At 70.6% G+C, this 3453-nt stretch carries 7 protein-coding genes; 2 read left to right on the forward strand and 5 right to left on the reverse strand.

Translation table 11 applies throughout. The features are described from left to right. On the forward strand, positions 1-144 hold a 144-nt coding region (locus tag RDU12_RS14060; protein WP_308685245.1), incomplete at its 5' end, for an MmcB family DNA repair protein. Here RDU12_RS14060 and RDU12_RS14065 read toward each other — a convergent pair. The 5 genes from RDU12_RS14065 to RDU12_RS14085 all read right to left on the reverse strand — a co-directional run bounded on the left by RDU12_RS14065 (position 129) and on the right by RDU12_RS14085 (position 3158). Next, positions 129-614: a hypothetical protein gene (locus tag RDU12_RS14065; RefSeq protein ID WP_308685236.1), complete on the reverse strand. Its 486-nt coding sequence runs from the start codon at positions 612-614 to the stop codon at positions 129-131. The genes RDU12_RS14060 and RDU12_RS14065 overlap by 16 nt on opposite strands. An 84-nt stretch (positions 615-698) precedes the next feature. Further along, a complete protein-coding gene (locus RDU12_RS14070; RefSeq protein ID WP_308685237.1) occupies positions 699-1229 on the reverse strand; it encodes a CHAP domain-containing protein in 531 nt (176 codons plus the stop codon). Between the two features lie 35 nt (positions 1230-1264). Then, positions 1265-2416, reverse strand: coding sequence for an acyltransferase (locus RDU12_RS14075; RefSeq protein ID WP_300293084.1), 1152 nt, complete (start codon positions 2414-2416; stop codon positions 1265-1267). Positions 2417-2452: 36 nt separating this feature from the next. Beyond that, on the reverse strand, positions 2453-2827 hold the full coding sequence (locus RDU12_RS14080) for a hypothetical protein (RefSeq protein ID WP_308685240.1): 375 nt from the start codon (positions 2825-2827) through the stop codon (positions 2453-2455). Between the two features lie 76 nt (positions 2828-2903). Beyond that, entirely contained in the window at positions 2904-3158 is a 255-nt protein-coding gene (locus RDU12_RS14085) for a KTSC domain-containing protein (protein WP_308685241.1), read from the reverse strand. Between the two features lie 100 nt (positions 3159-3258). Between RDU12_RS14085 and RDU12_RS14090 the strand changes: the two genes are divergently transcribed. Then, the gene (locus tag RDU12_RS14090) at positions 3259-3435 is read left to right on the forward strand and encodes a YegP family protein (protein ID WP_308685243.1); all 177 of its coding nucleotides are present in this window, start codon (positions 3259-3261) and stop codon (positions 3433-3435) included. Positions 3436-3453 lie beyond the last annotated feature (18 nt).

The following is a 3453-nucleotide window of genomic DNA, read 5'->3' on the forward strand; positions in this document are numbered from 1 at the left end:
CTGATCGTGGCCGACGGCTTCGGCGGGGCGGTGGTGCGCGACGCCTGCGCCGCGCCGCTGGCGCCGGCCCGGCGCAAGGCCCTGACCATCGCCTTCGCCCGGCTGGGCGCGCTACGGACGCTGAGGGATCAGGCGGGCGGCTGAGGGGCCGCAGGCGCGTCGACGACGCGGCCGCTCTCGCCGGTCGACATGGTGGCGCTGACGGTGGCGGCGCAGCCCATCAGCGTCTCCCCGCCGATGGTGACCATGGCGGTCAGCGGATAGGTGCGGCTGGTCATGCCGTCGCTGCAGTCGGTGGCGGTCAGGACGACCTGGAGCGGGTTCCCGGCCCCGGTGGTCGATTCCCAGGTGGCCATGGTGCCCTGCATCACCGGTTCGCCCTGCGGGGCCCGCTGCTCGGGCCGGTCGACGCCGGAATAGACCATTTCCGAGCCGGTCAGCTCCACGGCCCAGAACGGCTCGTTGCCGCCCACGCGCAGCGGCTGGGTCAGGTCGACGCCGGCCAGGACGGGCGCGGGCGCCGGCGCCGCATCGGGCGCTTCCGGCGCTTCGGCCGAGGGCGAGCAGGCGGTGAGGATGAGGGCGGCGAGGGCGGTGGTTGCGAAGGCGCGCATGGAAATCTCCCGGGGGCGGGGCATGGAGCGCAGGACGGGCGGCCCCGTCAAGCGTGGGCGTCGCCTCGCGAAGGGATCAGTCGGTCAGGGCTGGCCGTCGGCGCCGGCGGAGGCCGAGGCCATCAGCAGGCCCTCGGACGGCCGGGCCGGGGCTTTGTAGATGAAGCCGTAGGTCGGATAGACGCTGGTTCCGAGGTCGTTGATCGGGTTGTACCAGACCTTGACCGCGCTCCAGTCCCCGCCGTTCGAGACGTCGACCACGGTGACGTTCTCCTCGACCTTGCCGCGGCTGCCGCCCCAGTTGGCGTGGGTGACGCGGATGACGCGGTCGGTCAGCACTTCCGAGACGACGGCGACGTGGCCGCGGCTCATGCGGCCGCTGGGCCGGAAGGCCAGCACGGAGCCGGTGCGGGGGCGCTCGCCGGTCTGGAAGCGATTCTGGGCCTGGGACCACCAGGTGTGGGCGTCGCCGAAGATTTCGATGCCCGAGAACATCCGGGCGAAGGTCACGCACTGCCAGTAGGGCTCGCCGGCGTTCGCGGCGGGGGTCGTGCCGACCAGCGCGAAAAGTCCGAGTGTCGCCGCAACCGCGGCGGCTGTGAGCCGTTTCATCATGCTGGCGTAGGTCCCGACCTGCTGCTGAATCAGCCTTAGACGATAGTTTCCGAGGGTTGAAGAACCCTTTCGGGCGAATTCGCCTGTTGGGCGACCTCCGGACGAGCTGAGCCGTTGCGCTTGGCCAGCCCCCGCAAGGCCTTGCGGGCCGGGCGTTCTACGAGGTGATAGGTCAGGGCCGCCGCGATCGGGATGGCCGCCAGGACCGCCAGCCACACAATCACGTGAAGCCGTTTGTCGTCGGCTCCGGTCAACCGCGCGGCGACATTGACGCCCAGCAGCAGGACCGGCGCGCAGACCATGTAGATCGAATAGGAGATCTCGCCGAGATAGACCCCGGTTTTCGAGGCGAAGACCCCGGCGCGGGCGTTGTCGAGCCCGCCGAGGCCGAGGATCAGTCCTCCGGCGAACAGCACCACCAGCGGATCCCACAGCCCCAGCGAGGCGCAGACCAGCAGGGCGACGCCGCAGGCTGCGGCGACCAGGCCGGCGTGGCGCACGGGGGCGCGGCGGTGGATCAGGTACAGGGCGCAGCCGAGGGCGAAGCAGGGAACGATCCGCAGGGCGCCCCAGCGGAAGGTCGCCTCGGTCAGGGAGAAGCCGGCCAGCGGCTCGAACAGGGCGTAGAGCGCCAGGGCGCCCGCGGCCACGAGGGCCGTGGCCAGGACCGGCCGCTCGCGCATTCGCCAGGCCACGAAGGCGAAGGCGGGGAAGGTCAGATAGGCGAACCACTCGGCCGAGATCGACCACGACGGGTGGTTGAAGGCGGCGCTGGAGGCCAGACCCCAGGCGTGGGTCAGGGTCAGGTGGGACGGCAGGGAGCGCCAGTCCAGCAGGGACTCGCTGACCGCCAGCCCCGCGACCGTGGCCCCGACTCCGAGCGCGATCATGCCGGCGAGCGTCACCAGATGCAGCGGATAGACCCGCGCGATTCGGGCCCACAGGAAGCCGCGATAGCTGAAGCCGGCCGCCCGGCCCCGGCCCGCCGCCTCGAGATAGACGTGGCTGAGGATGAAGCCTGACAGGACGAAGAAGACCTCGACGCCCAGATAACCCCGGGTCACCGCCACCGGGACGAAGCCGATGTCGAGGTACGGCCAGGCCGTGTACAGCACCACCCACAGGGCCGCGAGGAACCTCAGCGTCGTCAGGGCGCGTAGATCGGGGGGTGTCTGGACGGGCGTCATGACCGCCCACACTAGACAGTCAGGCTCTAGGAACCGTTAAGCGCCGCACTCCGCCGGGCGCGAGGCGTCGGCCGGGAACATTTCGCAGGCCCGGTCGATCTCGCCCTGGATCATCTCGCACGGATTGGCGGCGTTGCAGGGCGGATGGGTGGCCGGGCTGACCATGATGCAGCGCTCGACCAGCCGGGCCGAGGCGGCCGGGCCGATCTCGGCCAGACACGAGCCGGGTTCGCCGGCCGGCGTCGCGGCGATCACGGCCGGATCGACCTCTTCCTGCGGGGGCGCGTCGGCGGGCATGACCGGGGCGGGGGCGTCCGCGGCGGCGGGTTCGGCCGCCGTCGTCTCGGCGGGCTGCTGACAGGCCGCCACGAGAGCGGTCACGGTCAGAAGGGCGACGATGGTCCGGCGCATCCCGATCACTCCGAAAAGTCCTGAAGCGCCACCATAGGCACGGTTCGCGGCCGCGCGAAAGCGCCGCCGGACCCGTTCACCGGGGCCCGGGAGCCGTCTCGATCCGACGGAAGGGATAGCGGTCGCGGATGTTGGGTCCGAAGAATCGGCCCTTCGAGAAGGCCTCGCGGAAGGCCGCGTTCACCTCGGGCGGCACGCCGTCGTATTCATAGACGTCGCCGCTGACGAAGGTCACGCGCAGGCGGCGTTTCGGTTCGTCATAGCTGAAGCGGCGGATGACGCTGGACGGCATGCGGGGAAAACGCCGGATCGCGCCGACGGCTCCGATCACGGGCCTGTGTCGGCCGGCGGACGATTTCCCGTTTTCCGCCGCCGCCCCGTGTGACAGCCTCGCCGCGGCTCAATGTCGAGTCCGGAGCAGGAGGCGCCGCGTGGCCTACAAGTTCGAGATCTACAAGGACAAGGCCGGCGAGTTCCGCGTCCGGTTCAAATACAACGCCGAGACCATGTTCTCGACCGAGGGCTATTCGTCCAAGGCCTCGGCCCAGAACGCGATCGACTCGATCAAGAAGAACGGCCCGGCCGCGCCGACGGAAGACAACAGCTAGACAAGGCGCGCGGCCGGA

Origin of the sequence: Brevundimonas sp., from assembly GCF_031082345.1 — a bacterium.
Classification (GTDB): Bacteria; Pseudomonadota; Alphaproteobacteria; order Caulobacterales; family Caulobacteraceae; genus Brevundimonas.